The sequence below is a fragment of the Pseudoalteromonas sp. A601 genome (assembly GCF_002165575.1).
GTDB lineage: Bacteria > Pseudomonadota > Gammaproteobacteria > Enterobacterales > Alteromonadaceae > Pseudoalteromonas.
In genome coordinates this window covers 110,306-132,210 of record NZ_MXQF01000002.1, presented here as the reverse complement: position 1 = coordinate 132,210, position 21,905 = coordinate 110,306, and the positions used below count along the sequence as shown (strand labels likewise).

The 21,905-nt window shown below is 42.1% G+C and carries 13 protein-coding genes; 5 read left to right on the top strand and 8 right to left on the bottom strand.

Features of this window, described 5'->3' with window-relative positions; translation table 11 throughout:
* Nucleotides 1–77: 77 nt before the first annotated feature.
* The 6 genes from B5G52_RS02100 to putA form a co-directional block, all read right to left on the bottom strand.
* Nucleotides 78–1,106 carry a FecR domain-containing protein gene (locus tag B5G52_RS02100; protein ID WP_087531050.1) on the bottom strand — a complete coding sequence of 343 codons (1,029 nt, stop codon included), beginning with the start codon at nt 1,104–1,106 and terminating at the stop codon, nt 78–80.
* Nucleotides 1,107–1,129: 23 nt separating this feature from the next.
* The gene (locus tag B5G52_RS02095; RefSeq protein ID WP_087531049.1) at nt 1,130–1,708 is read right to left on the bottom strand and encodes an RNA polymerase sigma factor; all 579 of its coding nucleotides are present in this window, start codon (nt 1,706–1,708) and stop codon (nt 1,130–1,132) included.
* 73 nt (nt 1,709–1,781) lie between these two features.
* Nucleotides 1,782–4,526 carry a family 20 glycosylhydrolase gene (locus B5G52_RS02090; RefSeq protein WP_087531048.1) on the bottom strand — a complete coding sequence of 915 codons (2,745 nt, stop codon included), beginning with the start codon at nt 4,524–4,526 and terminating at the stop codon, nt 1,782–1,784.
* 144 nt (nt 4,527–4,670) lie between these two features.
* On the bottom strand, nt 4,671–6,956 hold the full coding sequence (locus B5G52_RS02085) for a beta-N-acetylhexosaminidase (protein WP_087531047.1): 2,286 nt from the start codon (nt 6,954–6,956) through the stop codon (nt 4,671–4,673).
* 83 nt (nt 6,957–7,039) lie between these two features.
* A complete protein-coding gene (locus B5G52_RS02080) occupies nt 7,040–9,568 on the bottom strand; it encodes a TonB-dependent siderophore receptor (RefSeq protein ID WP_087531046.1) in 2,529 nt (842 codons plus the stop codon).
* Nucleotides 9,569–9,715: 147 nt separating this feature from the next.
* Nucleotides 9,716–13,519: a bifunctional proline dehydrogenase/L-glutamate gamma-semialdehyde dehydrogenase PutA gene (gene putA, locus B5G52_RS02075; protein WP_087531045.1), complete on the bottom strand. Its 3,804-nt coding sequence runs from the start codon at nt 13,517–13,519 to the stop codon at nt 9,716–9,718.
* Nucleotides 13,520–13,689: 170 nt separating this feature from the next.
* Here putA and B5G52_RS02070 point away from each other — a divergent pair, with 170 nt between their 5' ends.
* Nucleotides 13,690–14,169, top strand: a complete 480-nt coding sequence (locus B5G52_RS02070) for a winged helix-turn-helix transcriptional regulator (RefSeq protein WP_087531044.1) — start codon at nt 13,690–13,692, stop codon at nt 14,167–14,169.
* A 74-nt stretch (nt 14,170–14,243) separates the two neighbouring features.
* Here the strand turns inward: B5G52_RS02070 and B5G52_RS02065 are convergent, their stop codons facing one another.
* Nucleotides 14,244–14,843 (bottom strand): TIGR04211 family SH3 domain-containing protein, encoded by a 600-nt coding sequence (locus tag B5G52_RS02065; protein WP_087531043.1) that lies wholly within the window; start codon nt 14,841–14,843, stop codon nt 14,244–14,246.
* 208 nt (nt 14,844–15,051) lie between these two features.
* Between B5G52_RS02065 and B5G52_RS02060 the strand changes: the two genes are divergently transcribed.
* From B5G52_RS02060 to B5G52_RS02050, 3 genes are all read left to right on the top strand, one after another.
* Nucleotides 15,052–16,572 (top strand): CYTH and CHAD domain-containing protein, encoded by a 1,521-nt coding sequence (locus tag B5G52_RS02060; RefSeq protein WP_087531042.1) that lies wholly within the window; start codon nt 15,052–15,054, stop codon nt 16,570–16,572.
* 32 nt (nt 16,573–16,604) lie between these two features.
* Nucleotides 16,605–17,264: an START domain-containing protein gene (locus B5G52_RS02055; RefSeq protein ID WP_087531041.1), complete on the top strand. Its 660-nt coding sequence runs from the start codon at nt 16,605–16,607 to the stop codon at nt 17,262–17,264.
* A 172-nt stretch (nt 17,265–17,436) separates the two neighbouring features.
* Entirely contained in the window at nt 17,437–17,829 is a 393-nt protein-coding gene (locus B5G52_RS02050; RefSeq protein WP_087531184.1) for a diacylglycerol kinase, read from the top strand.
* Between the two features lie 241 nt (nt 17,830–18,070).
* On the opposite strand, the gene metK is transcribed toward B5G52_RS02050, so the two are convergent.
* A complete protein-coding gene (metK, locus tag B5G52_RS02045) occupies nt 18,071–19,222 on the bottom strand; it encodes a methionine adenosyltransferase (RefSeq protein WP_087531040.1) in 1,152 nt (383 codons plus the stop codon).
* A gap of 276 nt (nt 19,223–19,498) precedes the next feature.
* Here metK and tkt point away from each other — a divergent pair, with 276 nt between their 5' ends.
* Nucleotides 19,499–21,490 (top strand): transketolase, encoded by a 1,992-nt coding sequence (tkt, locus tag B5G52_RS02040; protein WP_087531039.1) that lies wholly within the window; start codon nt 19,499–19,501, stop codon nt 21,488–21,490.
* The last annotated feature ends 415 nt before the right edge of the window (nt 21,491–21,905 follow it).

Below are 21,905 nucleotides of genomic sequence, written 5' to 3'. Positions count from 1 at the left end.
ATTGTCCAAACTTTGTACCATTTTTAGCTCGCGTATGCCATGCCACTTTTAGCTAATCTAGCTAGCCAGAATTCAGTTTAGTTAGCCGTTAGGGTGAAAACGCCTCCCTGCTGGCTAACTTTTATTGGGTATATTTTATCTAGGCTATTGAGCCAAGAGTCAATTTCACTGGTTAGTAAAGTCCCGTTATAAGTTAGCTGAGCCAGTTGCTTATTGCTCAAGGTTACTTTTAATTCACTGTAACGAGCCACATCATTGAGTACATCGCCTAAACGTGCATTTTGATAAACTAAACGGCCTTGCTGCCACGCCATAGTCAGTTTATCTCCTTGTGCTTTGCTTCGGCTGATCATCCCTGTACTGGTTACTTCAGCAGCTTGTCCTTGGGTTAACTTAACTGGCTGCTCTGCTGCAACAGCTACAGTGCCTTCAAGTACATCAACACGGATCGATGCGGGGTTAGCGCGTACATTAAATACAGTACCTAATGCTTCAACCTGATTGTGCTGATGGCGAACAATAAATGGACGTTGTTTATCTTTGCTGACGCTAAAAAGCGCTTCGCCTTGGTATAAGGTCAGCTCTCGAAAGGTATCACTATAACGCACCGCTAATTGACTGTTAGCGCCTAAATCAACTTGGCTGTTATCGGCTAAAGTGATAGTACGATGTTCATTGATATGAGTGCGATAAAATTGGTTTTGTACGTCGCTTGTTACTTTACTACTCTTGGCGACCGTAGCCGTTTGTTTACTAGGTTGTTCAACATTAAGGTAAACGGTAAAGCTTAATAAAAAAAACGCAGCAGCAAGGGCAAAATAGCCGATTTTAGAGCGCTGTGTGGTTTGCTTGTTGATGCTATCTGACTCAGGTAATTGCGCGAGTTGTTGCTCGACATAGTCAGTGTCTAATTGCGTAGAAATGTGCCAAAGCTGCTGCATTTTTTCAAAAGTATCGCTGTGTAGCTTGCTTTGTGCTAACCACTCATTGAGCTGCGCTGGATAACTCTCACTGTTGCTCAGCGATAGTTGCTGCTCTTGAAGGAATAGCAGCCAGTCTGCTGCTTGCTCTTCAATAGCCGATAAATCATCAGGGGTTGGGTTCATGCTAATATCCTTAAAACTCATGATCAAAGCTCATGTTGTAACTGCTGATAGCAATGACGAACTGCACGAAGTACATATTTTCGTACCATACTGGGTGAAACTTGTAAGGTCAAAGCAATCTCTTCATAGCTTTGGCCACGTATTTTATAAAGCAAAAATGCGAGTCGACATTTATCTGGCAAACTGGCCAGAGACTTCTCCATTTCTTTTAATAGCTCTTGCTGATGATGACTCTTTTCTGGGTTAGCGCTGCTGTTAGGCTGACTCGCCTGCTCGCTATCATGAGCATAATCATCAAATGGGCTACGGGCTTTGCGACGCAATTTATCAATAGTTAAATTGGTCGCTATTTTATATAAATAGGCCGCAACATAATTACTTACTTGTGTTTGCTCAAGACCTAACAGTTTCACAAATGCTTCTTGGGCAATATCTTCCGCTTCGCGTTTATCAAGCCCTTTGGCCATAATATGGCGCACTAATTTTTGTTGTTGTTGCAAAAACAATTGTTCCACTTGTTGACGGCGAATAACATCAGCCTGCAATACAGTTGGCTCTTCGTTTGCTGCTCTTTTTCGTTTAAATGATAATAAAGGTGGCATAGCTACGCATCCTATTCTTCCATTTATAATGTAGCGTGAGTGACTAAATAGACAGCTCACGCTACCTCCTAAGCTAGTTAATTTTTGCGATACGACTGACTTTGCCTGAATCAGTTACGGTTCTCAGTTGTACACTTGTCGTTGTAGCCAAAGTCACAGGACCTAGATAACAATGCCATGTAACACCTTGATCCGTTGAGTACTCAGTACCCATGCCAACAAATCGAGTATTAACGATTAATTGTCCGCCTTCAATTTTTCCCCCAGGTAATGGAACTCGATAATTTACTCCAACCTGCTGTGGCATTTGAGCATGAGTATCGACCACTTGGTAATAGTCCAATAGTGGTAGAGCGTATTGCCCTAAGGTATTGGTAAAAGTATGCCAAGCTTGCTCTGTGGCAAGGCCTTCAGCTGGCATCTCTTGCACCCAAGCACGTTCGGCCGCACCAAGTAATTTTGGAAAAGTCATATAATCTAGTATTTCTGGTGATTTCTGGTTCTCACCAAATAGCTGCGCTTGTATGCCTTGGATATTTTGTTTTCCAGTTTCATTGAGTAGAACCCAATTAGGATTCCAAGAAACTGGGTTACCTAGTTTATCGGTTTCAGCATTAGCGTAAATATTGAAAGGACGGTATTCGAATGTTTTCTTAGTATCTGTATAGCCCGCCCAGTGGTAGCCAATTTCGTCAGGGTGTTTGTTATAAGCTAAATCTAAGTACATATTAGTGGCATGGGAGAGCACCACTTGATAGCCTTGGTTAGCAAATTTATAGGCTTGATGCTCGTTGCCCCAACCCCATACATTGTTCCAAAAAATTGGGTATATTTCGCCATAGTTAACTTCACCGGTGCCATTGTGCGAAAGTACATCACCCCAAGTGGCCATATCAAACCCGTGTTGATTGACGATTTGTTTCCAACGTAAGAAAAAGTAATCGAATAGCTCAGCATCGGTTTTTCCTGCAGTTGCAGGGTTTAGTTGTACCGCAGGAGATTGTGCCCACCATTCATTAGGACCTAAGTGAGGAAGTTCATCGCCTCCGCCATGTAAACGGGTAAGTTTAGCATCAGGCACTGCATCATAAATGGCTTTAGTTTGCGCTAAAACATGGTCTAAAAAGGCAAAAGTACTTTCTAAGGCTGGGTTTACAAAGTTATCATTATAGAATTGCGGTGTGTAATATTGTGATTGATCAAGTGGATCTATTAAGCGAAACTTATTTGCCTCTAACGGATCGGTATCTTTGTATTTGTTGTAACGATACTCCATCGCTTTTATTGCAGCTCTTGCATGGGCCGGGAAATCATACTCGATGATCACATCAATATGTCGGTCTGCGCCATATTGTAAGATTTCCTTGAAGTCATTAACTGTATAATACCCCCATCCTTTGCCTAAAAAGTTTTGTTGCGCAATTTCAAAACCTTGAAAGTTAGGGGTAATACCTAAATTGGCCTCTGTGCTATTTGTTGGCTTATTTTCTATACCATCACCAGAATCAAATTCATTAGCGGCACCCATAAAGGTATGCAGCATTGTATCTTCGTTGAGGTCATAACCTCGTTTAGCGCCAAACTCGGTTAGTTCAGGAATGCCAGGGATCTCTAAACGCCACCCTTCATCATTTGCTAAGTTAATTTCGAACTTGTTGAGCTTATAAAAGGCCATTAAATCGAGCAATTTAAATATGGTCTCTTTAGACTGAAAGTTACGCGCTACATCCAGCATCATTCCGCGATAAGCAAATCGAGGAGCATCCACAATAACACTCGCCGGTAGCACAGCGTTGTCGGCCAAGGTTGCTGAATTGCGGGCATTTTTGTATATCGATGTTGGGATCATTTGGCGCAAAGTTTGAATACCATAAAATACCCCTTGGGCATCAGTACCGGTAATTTTTATACCAGCATAAGCATCAACTTCGAGCTTATAACCGCTGGCGTCTGCTTGGCCATCTTGATTGGTGTCTAGATTACTATCAATAAGAAGGGTGATCTGATTTGGACCGTTTTGTTGATTGCTATTAATAGTAAAGCTACCACTGAGTAAATCGCTTAGCGCAGTTTGTAAATAAGCGGCCTCTTTGGTTAAGCTTGCCGGTGCCGTAATACTGGTTAGCTGACTCATCAGGGTTAAAAATTCATTCTCAGTGGTAACAACTGAGTGTGGTTTTGGCACCAGCTGGTTTTGCAATGTTAAGTTTGCTAGTGGGGCGTTGTTTTCACTAAACCGTAATGCAGTGGTTTGCACTGGCATGTTGTCGTTTGCGGTTTGTGTCGTTTGTTTAGGATCGCCCGGATCCATATTTACTTCTACTAATACGGCTTGTGGGGCTTGGCCATCATAACTAATATGAAAGCCAGATGGAGAGTCATTTTTCAGCATTTGCCAATATTGCGCGATAATTTCTATTTCACGAGATTCTCCTGGTGGTATAGGTGCAAATCCTGCTACCGGTTTTAATACAAAGTAATCTCCGCTTTTTGCCACGTCGGCATTATCTAGGCTTAAATGCTGCGCCGCAATATGTTGGCGAGCAAAATCACCATTTGCATCTGAGCTTGGCAACACACTTGCAGGGGGCCGCACTGAACTAAAATATAAAGCCCAGCCCGTTTCTCCAAGCGGCTCTATGCCATTATTAGTAATTGTTAAACTGCCCTTAAATATATTTTCGCCAATACCATGATCAAGAACCTGCCATTTTAATGCTAGGTTATCTGGATTTGGTTGGGCATTGCTAAATTGGCTGGCAGTGAGTAAGGCTAACACTGAAAGTGCGCTAGTTAATTTTTGCTTTGTGACAAACATAGTGGCTCCTGAGTATTGTTGTTGTCGGTAGAGCTATTACTGCAAGTTGACTCCAATGCTATAAACGTAATCAGCAAGCTATTTGGGAAAGAAAAATGAAAAAAAGCCCTAAATACGTATTTAGTATTAGGGCTTTAGGCGGTTTTAGTTTACGGCAAGTTCATCAATATACAGGGGCAGTTTGGGGATTTGGATATCGTCTGATTGCTTAGCGTTAATGGCTATTACTTTTAAGTATCGCACTTTAGTCGGGGCTAATGACAGCACAGACATAGGGCCTTGTGGTTGTGTAATGGTTGCTAGGTTTTGCCAATTTTGCTGATCATCTGAACCTAATACTTGTATTTTTGTTGGCGGGTGCAATTGACGATGACGACCACTGTTATAGCCTAAGCTTACTTGTTTGATTAACGTTGGGGTGTCAAAATCAATTACTGCATCAAGGTCGCTGTGGTAAAAAATGGCATAATCATCAGCGCTATAAAATTGGTCATAGGCGAATTTTCCGTCTTGTAATGTTACAGCTGAGTCACCAGCGGCGGGGTTTTTTAATGTTATTTTTTTGCCAATAGCTAAATGTGGCGATAACGTAAGACGGGCATCACCGACAAGCTGAGCTTGTGAATCGATATAGCTGCGAGCGCGTAATTGACTGTGCTTAGTAATAACAATGGGTTGCTGATATTGTGCTGACTTTAATGTTGGCTCACTACCATCCAAGGTGTAGTAAATCGTCGGACCCGCAATATCTGTGGTGATTTTTGCTACTAACTCATTATCTTTAACTTCACTGCTGATAATCGGTTTATAGCTACTATTGGCAGTATTTATCTGCATTTGCTGATAGCGCTTTAGTAAATTAGGCAAGCGATGCTGACTATAATCAGACCACGATTTATTCGCCTTATTTGACCATAAGGTTTCAGCTAAAGCACTTAAGCGCGGAAACAGCATATATTCGGCGTGGCGTGGGGTTTTAATGTACTCGGTCCATAAAGCGCCTTGTGCGCCAATAATATACCTCTGTTGCTGATCAGTTAAGTGACTAGGTTGAGGGTCGTATTGATAGACATCTTTTAACCTGGTTAAGCCATGAATCGCTTTGGGTTCGTCGAGATTTCGCGATTGATAAGCATCAAAATAAATATATTGATAGGGGCTCATAATTACTTGATGGCCCATCTTAGCGGCTTCTATTCCACCTTCGGTGCCGCGCCATGACATGATCAAAGCATCATCAGCGACACCACCTTCAAGAATTTCATCCCAGCCGATTACTTTTTTATCTAGCCCTTGGACAATTTTAGCCACCCGTTTGATAAAGTAGCTTTGCACTTGTTCAGGGGTTGATAGATTATGTTGTTGCATTAGCTGCTTCACAATTGGACTTGCAAGCCATTGTTTTTTGATCACCTCATCGCCGCCAATATGAATGTATTGGCTAGGAAATAACTCGGCCACTTCTTTATACACTTGTGCAAGAAACTCAAATACATCTTCTCGCGGGCAAAGTACATCTTCAAAAATACCAAACTGCGGTTGTACAGAAACGGGTTGTTGATGACATGAAAGTTCAGGGTAAGCAGCAAAAATTGCACTGCTGTGGCCTGGAATATCAATCTCAGGGATCACTTCAATATGGCGTGCTCTGGCATATTCAATCACTTCTTTAATTTGTGCTTTAGTGTAAAAGCCTGATACCGGTTGGTTATCAAACAGCGGTTTATAATCGTATGTATGGCCTACAACTGTGTGTGGGCGAGTGCCACCGATTTTAGTTAATTTGGGGTAGGCGTCTATTGCAATACGCCATCCTTGATCGTCTGTTAAGTGCCATTGAAAAGTATTTAATTTATGCATGGCTAGCCAGTCGATGTAGCGTTTAACAAAAGCGACATCAAAAAAGTGACGGCTGACATCCAAATGCATACCGCGATAAGAAAAACGAGGCTGATCTTCTATCTCTACACTAGGGATAAGCCAGCTCTGGCGATTGATTGGCATACGAGACTCTATTTCGTTGGGTAGTAATTGCCGTAGTGACTGCATCGCCCAAAATAATCCCGTTGCAGTGCGTGCTTTTACTTCGATAAAGTCTTGTTTTACGATTAATTGATAGCTTTCTTTGTTTAGCGGTAAATCCACTATTTTGAAGGCAATAGTTTGTTTAATCGTGTTATTAGCTTGCGTAACCGGTAATTGATACCCTGTAGGAGCGCGTAAAAAGCGAGCTAACTGTTCTGCCACAGGCTTAGCCGTATTATGGTTATAACTAATTTGACTGTGATGCGTTAGGCTAAAGTGGCCTTCTCCGAGTGCCATATTTGTTGGCTTTGGGATGATATTTGCAGCAGCATAAAATGGTGCAAGTAAAACAGTAAATACAAAAAAGCAGCTGCGCAGGTATTTACATAAAGCGTGTCTATTCATTGTAAAATCCTAAGAAAAGCCCGCAAATGCGGGCTTGAGTAAACTAATTAGCACTGGGCATAGCGCAAATTAGCAAGGGGACGTTAAAAATTAAGGGTTAAAGAGGCACTTATCGTGCGCCCTAAAATAGGCCGAGCATAGTAATAATCATAACCAGCTTGCACGTCGTTAATTGCTCGTGGATTACCTTCGGTTAGGCCAAGTTCATCGCTGATATTTGTGGCCTTAACATGCAAGGCAACGCTGTCATTAAAGCGATAATTTACACCCATATCGAATGTGGTATAGGCGGGTAGCTCAAATTTGTTCTCGCCATCAGAGTAACGTTCACCTAAATGGTGCACAGTTAGGTAGATATCACCGTCATCAAAATAGTAAGTAGGCGTTAATCGAAATTGTACTTTAGGGGTACGTTTAACTTGTTTACCTTCCCAGTGCGAAAATGCGCCGGTGAAGCCTTCCATTTTTGGATCTTGTAAAACTCCTGTCAGTTCAAATTGCAGATCCTCAAGGGCCTGCCAAACGGCTTCAAATTCAATCCCATCTGTTACTGTATCTATTGTTTGATTAGCCACTTCTCCATTACTGCCAGTAAAGTTTCGCTCAACCAAGTCATTAAATTTCGTTCTAAATAATGTTACTGATGAGCCTAATGTATCGCCAGAATAGCGGGCCCCCAACTCACTAAAGGTTAGGTTTACGCTGTCATTAAAGTCGGCATCAATGCCGGCATGAATATTTTGTCCATAGCTCATTAAGCGTGGCATTTCAAAGGCATCAGCGTAGCGGCCAAACATTGAAACATCGTCTGAAAAAGTATAATTAAAACCAACAGTCCAAGCGGTTTCGGTTTCACTGCGTTTTTTAGATAAGTATTTTGTTGAGGTCGTATCAACGTAGTTATTCGCTAGGTTATTATCAATGTCATTGCCATCGGCATCAAATGCGCCATCGACGGGCTTTGCAAACTCAGTGCCCGAGGCAGTGCTTTCAAGTTCTAGCCATTCAACCCGAATACCACCATCAATACGAAGGTTGTCAGTAGCTTGGAACTGTTCATTGATAAATAATGAGTTAGAGGTGCTAGTACCAAACGCTGTTGCTTGTCCCCAGCCTGGCGCATAACCTGTTGAGCCGTTGTCGGTAAGCTGGCCAACGACTTGTTGGTTGTTATCTACGGCAACAATATCAAGCAAGCGGGCGTTATCTTTAACTTCGGTTAAAAATTGCGACTCCCACTTATCCACTGGTAATGAATCGGCATCAACATAAGCAAATAACCAACCCATGGTAAGGGTGTGTTTATCGCCTTCGTAAGTAAAATTAAGCTTATTTACAAACTGTTCTGCGTCATAGCGTGAATACAGTGGGTAACTGGTGGTGACTAAACCATTGCCGTTTAAGTTATTTAGATCGCTGAGCATTTCACCGTTATCAACATAACGATACTGAGCAGCCACTGCGCCGTCATCCGCAAATTGATCAAGCATAGACAGTACGTCTTGTTGGCCCAATCGATCGTTGGCATTGACTAAAGTTGAGTTATCAAAGTTAAGCAAAATGTACATATCGTTTTCGAAGTTCGAGTAGTGACCAGCTGTATTTAATAACCAGCGATCGTTAAGCTCCCAATCTAAGTTGTAACCTAAGGTACTAAACTTAGTGTGTTGGCCGTCTTTTAGGTCACGAGTATGGTAACTGCCGTCTTCTTGTAGATATTTTAGCAAACGCTGACCATTACCAATTAGGGTGCCATGTTGGGGATCAACGCCGGGTATTCCTTTTGGGTTGTCTTGATCTTGCAATGGAATAGGCACAAAAAAGGTAGTGTGATCATTAAGGTGCTTAGCGGAGAGAGTCAGTTGTCCTTTATCAAATTCGCGCACTAGGCTGAGTCGTAATTGGCCCCCATGATCGGCGGTGAATTCGGTGTCTCTTACGCCATCAGAACGGCGATAAAAGCCACCTAATGACATTTTCCAGTCATCACTGATTGGTGTACCGTAGAAAAATTCGCTGCGATATATACCATAATCGGCAGTGGTCAGGCGAATCGTGGCTTCTTCCACATCATCGGGTTTACGAGTAATAAAGTTAACTAAAGCAGCAGGGCCGTTGGTGGTGAGTAGGCCAGATGTGCCACCGCGCACGGCTTCCATGTGTTCGATAGTTATATCTTGACGCTGATAGAAATCGACCCACACGCCATCATAAACGACGGGGAGACCATCTTCTTCAACCCCAATATAACGAAACCCTTCACCGCCACGCAGGCCTCTTGGCGCGACGTTATTATTGGTTTCACCGCCTGAGTCTTCAACCCAAAAACCAGGCACTGATTCAAGTAAGTCTCCTGTGCCAAGTGGCGCTTCACGGGCGAGTTGCTCACTGTCTAGGGTGGTGATAGATACCGAAGATTCAAGCTTAGTTTGCCCGCGCCCACCGCTACCTGTCACTACGATGCGTTCAAGGTCGAGTAGTTTTTTTTGCTGGGTGTTGGATTGAGCACTTTGCTCTGTACTTTGCTCGGCTGCTATTGCATTGAAACTGAATAATGCGCTGCTCACTGCCAGTGCAATAAGATGTTTGTTGTAAGATTTGTTGTTGTTCATCGTATTCCCTTCGTTGTTGTTTTATCCAAAGCTGACGGATTAATGGCTTTGTAAATTTATAAACGAACGAAGGGAGCGTTTTAGGAATAATTAGTTAAAATAAAAAAAGGGCGCTTAAAAGCGCCCTTAAATAGTTAGTCGTTAACTTTACTCGTCATCTTCAACCAAGGTCATTAGTGATGTATTACCACCAGAGGCCGTAGTATCAATACTGATAGTTTTCTCAGTTACTAAGCGCTTGATAAGCGTATCGTAGTACTCAGAGCTTATTACAGGCAAGATTGCGCCTTTGCGCTGTGCTAGCTGTTGGCTAAAGTAACCTAGACGCGACGAACGCGCAGCAACTAAAGCGCCTGCTAAATGAGGGTGCGCTAAAAGAGCTTGTAACTGGTTCGGTTTAGCTACTTGGAATACACCTTCTGCAACACCTGTAGAAATAAACTTATCTTTAAACGCCACGGCTTCATCATAAAACAATTCAGACGCTACAGTGATCACAGTATTACCTGCAGCAAGTGCTGTGATGATTGAGATAGCCCAAAAGTTAAATGATGTACTCTTATCTGCATAACATACTACACAGCCACGTGCTTCAAGGTGTAAAGTGTTTGATTCACCCGTAGGTCCTGGCAACGTCGTAAATTTACGCATGTGCTTTTCTAGGCGATTAAGTTGAGCACGCGCATCGGCAAGTGTTAATGCTAAATCGTCGGCAAGCTCGTCGATAATATCAACGGTAGCAACTTTTGCGAGTAACTGACGTACAGCCGAAACACGGTCGTTTAATGGTGTTGCGCGCCAGATTTTTTCATCGCGTAGTGAGTTTGCCATTAACTTATCAACTTGTTCGTTTGCACCCGAGTAGTGGTGTAAATCAAGCTCGTCAGGAGTTAGGTTTGTCATTTGCACGTTATCTGGTGATGCTTTTTCTTTCACTAAACGTTGTAAGTAGTTAGGACCACCGGCTTTTGGACCAGTACCTGATAACCCACGACCACCGAAAGGTTGCACACCAACGATTGCACCAATCATGTTACGGTTAACGTATACGTTACCTGCACGCGACATCTTAGCTAGGTACTCACAACGCTCTTCGATACGAGAGTGAATGCCCATGGTTAAGCCAAAGCCAGTCCCATTGATTTGATCAATAACACTGTCAAGCTCAGTCCCTTTAAAGCGAATAATATGCACACATGGGCCAAATACTTCACGTTTAAGTACTGATAAATCTTTGATTTCGTATAAACGAGGAGCAAAGAAATAAGCACCATTTTCACTGTTATCAGGAATGTCACATTGATAATGCAGTGTCGCGTTACCTTTTAAGTACTCAACATGGTCGTTTAAGCTTTTCAGCGCTTTTTCGTCGATTACCGGACCAATATCAGTCGAAAGCAAAGATGGATCGCCTACGTGCAACTCTTTAAGTGCACCTTTGATCATCTCAATTACGCCATCAGCAATGTCTTCTTGTAAAAATAATACTCGAAGTGCTGAACAACGTTGACCGGCACTTTGGAAGCCTGAACTAATTACATCATCAACCACTTGCTCTGGAAGTGCAGTTGAATCAACGATCATACAGTTTTGGCCACCGGTTTCTGCGATTAGCGGTACTTGAATATCGTTACGTGCAGCTAATGTTTGTGAAATGATGGTGCCTGTTTCTGTCGAACCTGTGAACATAACAGCTTGGATACGCTCATCAGGTACGATTGTTTTACCGACTTCACTACCGCGGGCAATAACTGGTTGCACAACATACTCAGGAAGGCCAACAGAGAGCATTAGTTCAATGGTGCGAAGCGCAATATAGCTTGTTTGTTCAGCAGGTTTTGCGATGACTGTGTTACCGGTCACGATGGCAGCTGCGACTTGACCTAAGAAAATAGCAAGCGGGAAGTTCCAAGGGCTGATACATAAGATCACACCACGCGCTTCAAAGCGTTCATCTTCGCTAAGCTCTTCTGCACGCGCTGCGTAGTAACGGCAAAAATCAACGGCTTCACGCACTTCGTCAATACCGTCTTGAGCAATTTTACCTGCTTCTTTAATACAAATAGCCACTAGCTCATCGTGGTGACGTTCTAAAATATCCGCAATACGGCGTAATAAATTAGCACGCTCTTTAACCGGTGTTTGCGACCAAGACTCAAACGCAGTTTCGGCGTTTTCAAGTAAAGTGAGCATTTCATCGCTGTTTTGCAGTTTTACATGACCAATGACTTCTTTGTGATTGGCTGGATTTTTAACCGCAAGAGCACCTTCAGGAACATCACTTTCGCTAATACGGTGTTCTTCAAACCACGAATCTAAGTTTTCTTTAAATGGCGTAATAACGTTAATGTCTGTTAAATCCATGCCTTTTGAATTAGCACGTTCTGCGCCATATAGATCAATTGGCATTTTGATTTGAGTATTGTATTTATTACGTAAGCCTTGCAGTGTTTCAACAGGATCTGGCAGTAATGCTTCTACTGGCTGAGTTGTATCAACAATGGCGTTTACAAATGACGAGTTAGCGCCATTTTCAAGTAAACGACGTACTAAATAGGCAAGTAAGTCTTCGTGTTGACCAACAGGAGCATAAACACGGCATTGAATTTTTTCTTGCGTTACGATTTGGTCAAATAAAGATTCGCCCATACCGTGTAAACGTTGGAATTCAAATCCATCGTGATCGCCTTTAGCAACTTCTAAAATAGTCGCTGCTGTATAGGCGTTATGTGTGGCAAATTGTGGGTAAAGCACGTCACGGGCTTCAAGCATTTTAATTGCACACGCTTTATAGGAAACGTCAGTCGTTGCTTTACGGGTAAATACAGGGTAGTGATCCAAACCGTCTTGTTGAGTGGTTTTGATTTCTGTATCCCAGTATGCGCCTTTTACTAAACGTACCATTAATTTGCGACCAACACGGGTAGCAAGATCAGTTAGCCATTCAATAACAAAAATCGCACGCTTTTGATAAGCCTGTACAGCTAAGCCAAAGCCATTCCAACCTGCTAGATCTTCATCGCTAAATACAGCTTCAATAACATCGAGAGAAATATCTAAACGATCAGCTTCTTCAGCATCAACGGTAAAGCCGATATCATAGCTTTTAGCAACAAGCGCTAGCTCTTTAAGTTTTGGAACTATCTCTTCCATAACGCGTTCTTTATGAGTGAACTCATAGCGTGGGTGAATAGCTGAGAGTTTTACAGAAATACCCGGGCTCTTAATTGGACCACGGCCATTTGCAGCTTTACCAATCGAGTGAATCGCATTTAAATAACTTTGATAATAACGCTCAGCATCTTTCATAGTGCGTGCGCCTTCACCTAGCATATCGTATGAATATACATAGCCTTTACGCTCGGTTTCTGCTGCACGTTCAATCGCTTCGTCAATGGTGCGGCCCATAACGAATTGCTTACCCATGATCTTCATAGCAAAGTTCACAGATTTACGAATTACTGGCTCACCTAAACGACCAATGGTTTTTTTCAATACACCAAATTGCTGTTCTTTGGTTTTGTCTGTGTAGTTAACCATTTTACCGGTAACCAGTAGACCCCAAGACGATGCATTAACAAATAAAGAGTCGCTGCTGCCTAAATGTGAGCTCCAGTCGCCTTTAGCTAATTTGTCACGGATAAGGGTTTCTTGAGTTTCTTTATCGGGTACGCGAAGCAAGGCTTCTGCCAAACACATTAGCACCACACCTTCTTCACTCGAAAGTGAGAATTCATTTAAAAGTGCATCAACACCGCTTTGACCATCTTGATCTTTACGAATATTGTGAACTATTTGACGCGCACGTTCCCATGCACGACTACGGGCTTTAACACCTACTTCGGCAAGGGGTAAAATATGATCAATTACTGCATTTTCATCGATGCGGTAAAAATCACGGATTTTTTGTCGAATTGGACACGTTGTAGTCAAATCGCCGTTGAATAACATAAGTAACCTCAAAAGTGTGGAGTCTTGCAGCGAAAAAAATTTGCTGCTCGATTATCATGTTGTTTAATGCGTGCATTCTAATTAAATTCCAGCAGAATATGCTGGTTAAATTTGGCGTTTTACGATAATTTACAGGGCATACCTTAAACTTATCCGCATAAAATTCTGTTATGACAAGTCCCAATAGATTACGCCTGCTTGATCGTATCGATTTAGCAATTTTAGACGTTCTGCAAAAAAACGGCAGAATTTCTAATGTTAACCTCGCAAAGCAGGTTAACTTAAGCCCTAGCCCTTGCCTTGACCGCGTAAAACGACTTGAGCAAGAAGGTTATATAGAAGGCTACTTTGCTAAGCTTAGCGAAGCAAAGCTTAATCAGAGCTTATTAGCGCATGTGCAAGTGTCATTAGTAACATCGAACACTGCGGTTTTTAAAGTGTTTCGTGAACATATTTTAAAAATAGATCAGGTTGTTGAGTGCGATATGGTTGCTGGTGGCTATGATTATCTTCTGAAAATACGGGTATCTGATATGGATGAATACCGTCAGGTATTGGGTGATTTAGTCGATATTCCTGGAGTAGGGACCCACCATACCTATATGGTGATTGAAAAGATAAAACAAGATAAAGGCTTGAGGTTGGATTAACCTTTTGTAATGAGTTTATAAATAAAAAAGCACCCGAGGGTGCTTTTTTAGTATCAAATATATGTAGCTATCGCTTATGCCCAGCCGTCGTAACGTTTACGACGCGATAATACGATAGTTAAAATAATACCCAAGAACAAGCCAATAAATGCAATTGCGCCACCATAGGTAAGTAATTGGCGCTTCTCTTTGGCACCTGCTTGTTGCTTTTGCGTACGCTCAGCATTTAAGGTGCTTTTAAGTTTACTGATTTGCTCTGATAACAATGTGTTTTGATCAGTCAGCGTTTGGTTTTGTTCTTGTAGCTGTGGCAATTCAATTTGTGCTTGGCGAAGTTGTTCTTGCATTGATGCCATGTCTTCGCTCAAAGTACGGTACTGCTGATGTATGCCGGCTGCTTTTGACACAAACTTAGCTTCAACCCAGCCTTCACGCTCTTTATCGTCAATAACTTTAACAAAGCCATTTTCTTCCCCTGATAACTGCGTTAACTTTGTACCCGCATCAACTGAGCCAATAATTCGGTAGTTTTTACTCGAACCCGAATGCATAAACGTATATAGGTTATCAACAATATAAGCCGTATTGTCATCGCTTGCTGCATTGGCTTCTTCAGCGTGGCTTATAAAAGCAACCGCACTTAGTAATAAAGCTAATAAATAATGTTTTAACATCAATCTACCCTGTTAATGTAACCGTGATTGTTACGGCAATTTATTCGTATAAGTATAGAGATAGTATGGATTTAGCACTCTAATAGCAAGGCTGATATTGTAATCGCTTTACATTGGAGGTGGGTAAATCTCACTAAAAAATTTGCATTACAGCTGTGCTTTGTTTATTTTGAGCTCTTATTTATTTTAAAGGTAATCCTCAAGCCTAATGGATACTGAGATAGAACTGAAGTTTTTGGTGTCAGATGCCGTTGTTCCACTGATCCCCGCGTTAATTACTCAATTTGCAAAAACCGTTACAAATAAGCCTTCTCGAAGTTTGCAAAATGCATACTACGATACGCCAAGTCGTGAGCTTAGAGCGCTTGATATTGGTTTTAGAACGCGTTGTTCTGATAGCCAATGTGAGCAAACAATTAAGCTTGCAGGTGAAGTGATGGGGGGATTACATCAACGCCCTGAATATAACTTACCACTTGAGAGCAATCGTCCAGACATTAGCGCTTTTGATAGCAGTATCTGGCCTCATGGTATGCAAGTGAGTGCAATTGCAGCAAACTTATATCCTATTTTCAGTACTAACTTTATTCGCCGTACTTGGTTAATCGAAACCGACAGCGGTGCAAAAATTGAAGTGGTTTTAGACAAAGGCGAAATTTCAGCATCAGGGCAAATGGAACCAATCTGTGAACTTGAAATTGAGTTGATGGAAGGTAGCCGCGATGAACTTTTTGCCTTAGCCGATAAATTAGTAGCACAAAATAATATTCGCTTAGGTTTATATTCAAAGGCAGCAAGGGGCTACCGTTTAGCGGATGAAAAACCGCTAAAGCCGAGTAAATCTATAGGCTTTGTATCATTGCCTAAAAAGCCAACGCAAGAACAAGCATTAATAGCTGCAATTGGCTTTGGCATTCGATTTGTGCAAAAGCATGAGCAATGTTATTTCAATAAACCAAGCTTAAAAACACTTAAGCGTGTAACGGATGGCATTAGCTTAATTCGTCATACATTTTGGTTGTTTGATGACATCGTTGATAAAAGCACCACAGAATCTTTGCGTGTGGAGCTAAAGTGGCTGTTAAGTGAGCTTGCTTGGGTAGAAAATGCTATTCAGTTAAAAACGTATACTTCAAAACGCCACGCTTACTATAAAAAAATAAACAGTGCGCCTGAGCTCACGCAAGTTATAAATGACTTAAAAGAGCTACAGCCGAGTATTGACGATATTAATAAACTATTTCATACCGCACGCTATAACCGACTATTATTAGCCTTAACCACTTGGCTTGTTGATAAGCAATGGCGCAAAAGCTGGAGTCAAGCAGAATATCAAGCTGCGGAGCAGCCGGTGGCTGACATTGCAAGCCGATTATTCAATAAGGATTGGCAAGACTTACATCAATTGCTACCAGAACAACAAGCTATTAGCTCTAAAGAGTACTTAAATCTTAGGGCTCGTTTAGAAAATAGCCTACTGAGCGGTAATTGTTTAGGTGCGTTGTACGATAAAGAAGAGCGTAGTGAATTTCGTATTCCTTGGTTAGACATTTCTCATGGGATTTATGAGTTAAGTACGCTGGAATACTTAAAGCAGTTATGTGCGGGACAAGACGACGAAGAGCTTGCAAAAATTCAGCGCTGGCTTGAGAAAAAGTCAGAGTTTTTAGTCGCAGCGATGGAGCAAAGCCGTCAAGCGTCCTTTAAAATTCAGCCTTATTGGCAATAAGCGTTTGTAATAAGCAACGCAAAGGAATGTGAATGCTAACTAAATTACTGTTATTTATTACTGCTTTTTATTGTTTAACTGCGCCAGCTCAGGAAAAACAATGGCAGCTATGGAAGCAGCAAGATGGCGCTAGCATTTCCTATAAAAAGCATGAAAACGGCATATTAGAAGTGCGTGGAAGCATCACAGTACATGGCAGTAGTGCTGATGATTTTATGGCGCTATTGAGTGACACGCAGCAAGCTCCGTTATGGATAGAAAATGTCACCTTTGTTGAAGTGCTGTCTCGGCTCAGTAGTTCAGAAACAATAGTATATACGCAACTTGATTCGCCGTGGCCGGTTACAGATCGAGATATGGTGAGTTATTCTTGCTATCGACGATTGAGCCCCTCTCAAACCGAGTTAATAATTAAAGCTTATCCCGATTATAAGGCAGAGCTTGACTCAGTAATTAGAATAAAGGATTTACAAGCCCGTTGGTTGTTAAATGAGGAAAACACCGAGCAAGGTCGCAGTTTAACTCTAACGCATGACGTTTATGCCGATCCCGGTGGTGCAATCCCGCATTGGATAAGTAATAAAGTTGGGTTAAAAAGCGCCCTAAAAACGTTACTTGAGTTACGCCGACAGCTCAATATGAAAGCATACACTCCTGCGTTACAGATAAGCCAAGCAGGTGATTGTGCTTAAGGTATTTTGCATTGAGTTCGGGTTATATTGAATTAATAATAAGCTTTTTATTGTTGATGATTAATAAACCGGTAAAATCGATCTTTATCGCTGTTATTCGATTCTGAACAACTTTTGAAAGTTAAGTTTAGATTACGCAAATTTAAGATATAAAAAAATGAATAAACCAGAAATAAACTTAATTAATAAGCCCAACGGCATTGGTCTTGGGCGTATTATTAAAGCAACTAAATGCTCTATTAAAGGCTTTAAAGCAGCGTTTAAAGAAGAGTCAGCTTTTCGAACCGAATTGGCGTTAGGGATTGTGTTATTGCCATTATCATTTTGGTTCGCGCAATCACCACAACACTGGGCGATATTGGTTGTTAGCTTTTTATTTTTATTAGTTGTTGAGCTACTTAACTCAGCCATTGAAGCGTTAACCGATAGAGTTGGGGTTGAGTACCATGTTTTATCTGGCCGCGCGAAAGATATTGCCTCTGCGGCTGTTAGTTTAGCCTTGTTGATATTAATGGTAGTTTGGGGGGTAGCAGGGTATGAGAAAATACTTACATTGATAGGTTAGGAAGTTAGGTAAAACGGCTACGGGCTTCGTGAGGCGAGCTTCGAATAGATCTTAGCACCGAGTCAGTTCTAGCTATTATTTTTATAATTACTTCTCTAAAGCGCAGCGCCTCTTAAGCTCTTTGTGAATAAATTACTTTTTAATTTAATTGCACGGGGTAAACTCGCGACACAACAACACGATTTATAAGCATAAAAAAAGCGCCAAACGGCGCTTTTTTTAATTCGAACAAAGACTGGAATTAAAGGCCAGCAGCGGCGCGAAGTGCGTCAGCTTTATCTGTGCGTTCCCATGGGAATTCATCGCGACCAAAGTGACCATAAGCCGCCGTTGGTTGATAAATAGGACGCTCAAGATCAAGCATTTGAATTAAGCCGTAAGGGCGTAAGTCAAAATGTTCACGAATAAGTTCGATTAAACGTGATTCTTCAAGCTTACTTGTACCAAACGTTTCAACACTGATTGACGTAGGCTCTGCAACACCAATAGCGTAAGACACTTGTAGCTCACACTTATCAGCAAGACCAGCCGCTACTACGTTCTTAGCAACGTAACGTGCAGCGTATGCAGCTGAACGGTCAACTTTTGATGGATCTTTACCAGAGAATGCACCACCACCATGGCGTGCCATGCCGCCATAAGTATCAACGATGATTTTACGGCCAGTTAAACCACAGTCACCCATAGGTCCACCAATTACAAAACGGCCAGTCGGGTTGATAAAGAACTTAGTTGCGCTAGTAATTAACTCAGCAGGTAGTACCGGCTTGATAATAGTTTCCATCACCGCTTCTACTAAATCTTTTTGTGAAATGTCTTCACTGTGCTGAGTAGAGAGTACCACAGCATCAATGCCTACTGGCTTGCCGTTTTCGTATGCAAACGTAACCTGTGATTTTGCATCTGGACGTAACCAGTTTAGCTCGCCGCTTTTACGTACTTGTGCTTGGCGCTGTACTAAACGGTGAGAATAAGTGATTGGTGCAGGCATTAGCACTTCAGTTTCGTTACATGCGTAACCAAACATTAGGCCTTGGTCGCCAGCGCCTTGCTCTTCTGGGCTAGTACGGTCAACACCTTGGTTAATGTCAGGTGATTGCTTACCGATAGTGTTTAAAATTGCACATGAGTCTGCATCAAAACCCATGTCTGAATGCGTGTAGCCAATTTCACGCACTGTTTTACGGGTGATCTCTTCAATATCAACCCATGCGCTAGTAGTGATTTCACCACCAACCATCACCATACCGGTTTTTACGTAAGTTTCGCACGCAACACGGGCATGAGAGTCTTGCTCTAGGATAGCATCAAGTACCGCATCAGAGATTTGATCGGCGATTTTATCCGGATGACCTTCAGAAACAGATTCAGAAGTAAATAAATGTTTTGCCATTGTATTTCTGCTCACAAATATTGCGCTTCACAAACGTCGGTATTAGCGCTAAAAAATTAAGGGACGTATTTTATCTAAAACAAGGTTACTTGCATAGTTTTTTTACGCCTAGACGTCTAAATAAAATTACTAATAACATTTTGTTCTTAAAAAAAATTCATAATGCCTAATTTAATCAGGTTTTTAATTGCACACAGCCCCCACAATAAGTAAGAATGGGTGTTCTTGTTAAACACACAATAACCAGCGCAAATACAGTTAAAGGTAGGAGAATTCATGCCGTCTCGCAAAGAACTTGCAAATGCTATTCGCGTCTTATCAATGGACGCAGTACAACAGGCCAAATCTGGCCACCCTGGAGCCCCTATGGGCATGGCTGATATCGCAGAAGTACTATGGCGCGATTATCTAAATCACAATCCAACGAATCCAGAGTGGGTAGACAGAGATCGATTTATACTCTCAAACGGCCACGGTTCAATGCTTATTTATTCTCTTTTGCATTTAAGTGGTTATGATTTGCCTATTGAGGAAATTAAAAACTTCCGTCAAATGCATTCAAAAACACCAGGACACCCGGAGTATGGTTATGCACCCGGTATTGAGACTACTACGGGCCCATTAGGTCAAGGGATCACAAATGCGGTAGGTATGGCGATTGCTGAAAAAGCATTAGCGGCACAATTTAACCGTGAAGGTCACGATATCGTTGATCACTATACTTATACGTTCTTGGGCGATGGTTGCCTAATGGAAGGTATTTCTCACGAAGCGTGTTCACTTGCAGGTACATTAGGCCTTGGTAAGTTAGTTGCATTTTGGGATGACAACGGTATTTCAATCGATGGTGAAGTTGAAGGTTGGTTTAGCGATGATACACCAGCACGTTTTAAAGCCTACGGCTGGCATGTAATTAGTGGTGTAGATGGTCATGATTCAGACGCAATTCGCACCGCAATCGAAGAAGCACGCAGCATCACCGACAAACCAACACTAATTTGTTGTAAAACTGTGATTGGTTACGGTTCACCAAATAAATCGGGTAGCCATGATTGTCACGGCGCACCACTAGGTGAAGACGAAATTAAAGCTGCACGTGAGTTCCTTGGTTGGACCGGTGAAGCATTTGAAATCCCAGCTGATATTTATGCACAATGGGATGGCAAAGAAAAAGGTAAGCAACTAGAAGCTAATTGGGATGAAAAATTTGCCGCATACGCAGCTGCACACCCAGAACTAGCAGCAGAGTTCAAACGCCGTACAAGTGGTGAGCTACCAGCTGATTGGGCTGAAAAATCACAAGCGTATATTGAGCAACTTGACGCAAACCCAGCAAATCCAGCATCGCGTAAAGCATCACAAGATGCGCTCAATGCATTTGGTCCTTTATTACCTGAATTTATGGGCGGCTCTGCTGATTTAGCAGGTTCAAACCTAACAATTTGGAAAGGCTCTAAAGGCCTTGAGGCAAATGACGCTAGCGGTAACTACATCTATTACGGTGTACGTGAATTTGGTATGTCTGCGATTATGAATGGTATTGCACTGCATAAAGGTTTTATTCCTTACGGTGCGACTTTCTTAATGTTTATGGAATACGCACGTAACGCTGTACGTATGGCTGCATTAATGAAAGTGCCAAGCATTTTTGTATACACGCACGATTCAATTGGTTTAGGTGAAGATGGTCCAACTCACCAACCAGTAGAGCAAATTGCTAGCATGCGTTTAACGCCAAACCTAGTTAACTGGCGCCCGTGTGACCAAGTTGAATCTGCGATTGCTTGGCAACAAGCCATTGAACGTAAAGACGGCCCAACTTCACTTATCTTTACGCGTCAAGGTCTTGCTCAACAAACTCGTTCAGCGCAGCAATTAAGCGACGTGAAAAAAGGTGGTTATGTACTGAGCTGTGATGGCGAGCCAGAGCTTATCTTAATTGCCACAGGCTCAGAGGTGCAATTAGCGCAAGACTCAGCGGCTGAGCTACGTAAGCAAGGTAAAAAAGTACGCGTTGTATCAATGCCATCAACCGATGTGTTTGATGCACAAGACGCTGCATACAAAGAAAGCGTATTACCAGCAAGCGTTACACGCCGCGTAGCAGTCGAAGCAGGTATTGCTGATTACTGGTACAAATACGTAGGCCTAAACGGCGCTGTAGTAGGTATGACCACCTTTGGTGAGTCTGCACCTGCTAACGAGCTGTTTGAACACTTTGGCTTTACAGTAGAAAACATCGTAAACAAAGCAAACGACTTGTTTTAAGCTTTAACGATTAAAATTTAAAAGCCCGCACTGTACTAAACGCAGTGCGGGCTTTTTTATTGGTAGGTTGGGTAGAGCGTAGCGAAACCCAACAGCCAGAGCCCAGGCCAGAACCACAGCTGTCAGTCATAAGCCGTCAGTTTTTAATTTGAGGACAGTGCCAAGGAAAAATCGTAGGAGGGTGCTTTAGCCTCGATTTTTAGTGCCTTTTTTAGTCTTTTTAGGTTTCATTATAATCGTTCTGGGTAGTGGAATTACTGCTAATGTGAGACAAGGCAGTTATGATTGAATCTGTTTATTAAAAGATAACTGGGGATTTAATCACTTATTTAACCTTTAAATCTCGACGCGCTAGAGCACGACCTGCACTGTTAGCCCGAAGCCCGAAGCCCGAAGCCCGAAATCAAATGAACTT

Coding starts and splice junctions, on each gene's coding strand:
- B5G52_RS02065 (WP_087531043.1), bottom strand. CDS start 14,843: ATGTTAAAACATTATTTATTAGCTTTATTACTAAGTGCGGTTGCTTTT.
- tkt (WP_087531039.1), top strand. CDS start 19,499: ATGCCGTCTCGCAAAGAACTTGCAAATGCTATTCGCGTCTTATCAATG.
- B5G52_RS02095 (WP_087531049.1), bottom strand. CDS start 1,708: ATGCCACCTTTATTATCATTTAAACGAAAAAGAGCAGCAAACGAAGAG.
- metK (WP_087531040.1), bottom strand. CDS start 19,222: ATGGCAAAACATTTATTTACTTCTGAATCTGTTTCTGAAGGTCATCCG.
- B5G52_RS02085 (WP_087531047.1), bottom strand. CDS start 6,956: ATGAATAGACACGCTTTATGTAAATACCTGCGCAGCTGCTTTTTTGTA.
- putA (WP_087531045.1), bottom strand. CDS start 13,519: ATGTTATTCAACGGCGATTTGACTACAACGTGTCCAATTCGACAAAAA.
- B5G52_RS02055 (WP_087531041.1), top strand. CDS start 16,605: ATGCTAACTAAATTACTGTTATTTATTACTGCTTTTTATTGTTTAACT.
- B5G52_RS02060 (WP_087531042.1), top strand. CDS start 15,052: ATGGATACTGAGATAGAACTGAAGTTTTTGGTGTCAGATGCCGTTGTT.
- B5G52_RS02070 (WP_087531044.1), top strand. CDS start 13,690: ATGACAAGTCCCAATAGATTACGCCTGCTTGATCGTATCGATTTAGCA.
- B5G52_RS02090 (WP_087531048.1), bottom strand. CDS start 4,526: ATGTTTGTCACAAAGCAAAAATTAACTAGCGCACTTTCAGTGTTAGCC.
- B5G52_RS02100 (WP_087531050.1), bottom strand. CDS start 1,106: ATGAACCCAACCCCTGATGATTTATCGGCTATTGAAGAGCAAGCAGCA.
- B5G52_RS02080 (WP_087531046.1), bottom strand. CDS start 9,568: ATGAACAACAACAAATCTTACAACAAACATCTTATTGCACTGGCAGTG.